The organism is Massilia sp. BKSP1R2A-1 (assembly GCF_050586525.1).
Classification (GTDB): domain Bacteria; phylum Pseudomonadota; class Gammaproteobacteria; order Burkholderiales; family Burkholderiaceae_D; genus Telluria.
In genome coordinates this window covers 1-1,038 of record NZ_JBOBRE010000038.1, presented here as the reverse complement: position 1 = coordinate 1,038, position 1,038 = coordinate 1, and the positions used below count along the sequence as shown (strand labels likewise).

The following is a 1,038-nucleotide window of genomic DNA, read 5'->3' as shown; positions in this document are numbered from 1 at the left end:
GCCAAAAGCGGACATGACCTCCATAAACTAACGAGGGTAAAAGATGATTCAGTTTGAAAGATCGAACGAAGGTATATCGGAAAAATGCCTAGCTGAGTTTGAGCAGCGCTCTGGCATTGTGCTACCCGAGCAGTATAAAAATTTCCTCCGACAGCAGAACGGTGGGCGTCCTGATATTGGTGAATTTAATGTACCAGGTTGGGGTGACTCTATCGTCAATTCGTTCTACGGAATTGCCGTTGGGGACAGTTCAGATGTCGAGAGTACTATCAGATCTTTAAGCGACGTTATCCCGAGCCATATGATCCCAATAGGAAACGATCCTGGGGGAAATCAAATTTGTGTTGGAATTGAAGGAACATCGCTTGGCAAGATTTACTTCTGGGATCACGAAAATTGGGATAATGACAGTGGCGAAGAGAACCCGATCCAGATTGCCTCTTCGCTGGAAGAGTTTTTTACAATCTGCAAACCATAGCTTCGAATGCTTCCGGCAGAAGCAATCGGACCATTTTCGAGGAGATGTCTGCTTTGGGTCGGTTCCCGCCCTTCGTGACAGTCTGCGATCTTTCGGCGCTGGCGACCTGCTATGCTGAGCTCAAGGGCCGAGATCGGCCAAGAGCGGACCTCTGATCAAAATTCGAATGTGCCACCGAGCGAACTGAACGCAATATTTGTTCGCGATCCCCATCTAAAAATTCCCCTTATGACAAAGCCGAAATTGCACCGACTGAAGTCAGTTGCACAAACATGGCGATGTTGGGCCGGCTTACATTTGCCGGCACTTACATCGGGGAGCGCGAAAGGGGTTTTTCTCAATGATTGATGAGGATGATCCAACTACAAAACAGGGACAGTGTTTTCGCTGCGGCATGTTTTCGTTAGTCATCGGCTCGATACCTTTTATCGGCTACCGGCTATGGGTGTGGTTCTCTAAGCCGATGGTCGTCTGCTCCGGATGCTTCGAGGAAATTCGACTAAGAAATCTTAGATAAATGAACTTCGGCCTATGATTCTGCTGCTAGTTCCGCTTTGGGT

1 protein-coding gene is annotated in these 1,038 nt (G+C 48.1%); it reads left to right on the top strand.

The window, feature by feature from the left end:
• The first annotated feature begins 43 nt into the window (after nt 1-43).
• Nucleotides 44-478 carry an SMI1/KNR4 family protein gene (locus ACQ7JA_RS24960; RefSeq protein WP_430902401.1) on the top strand — a complete coding sequence of 145 codons (435 nt, stop codon included), beginning with the start codon at nt 44-46 and terminating at the stop codon, nt 476-478.
• Nucleotides 479-1,038: the final 560 nt, after the last annotated feature.

Excerpts from the sequence above, each read along its gene's own strand:
- ACQ7JA_RS24960 (WP_430902401.1), top strand. The coding sequence starts at position 44 with ATGATTCAGTTTGAAAGATCGAACGAAGGTATATCGGAAAAATGCCTA.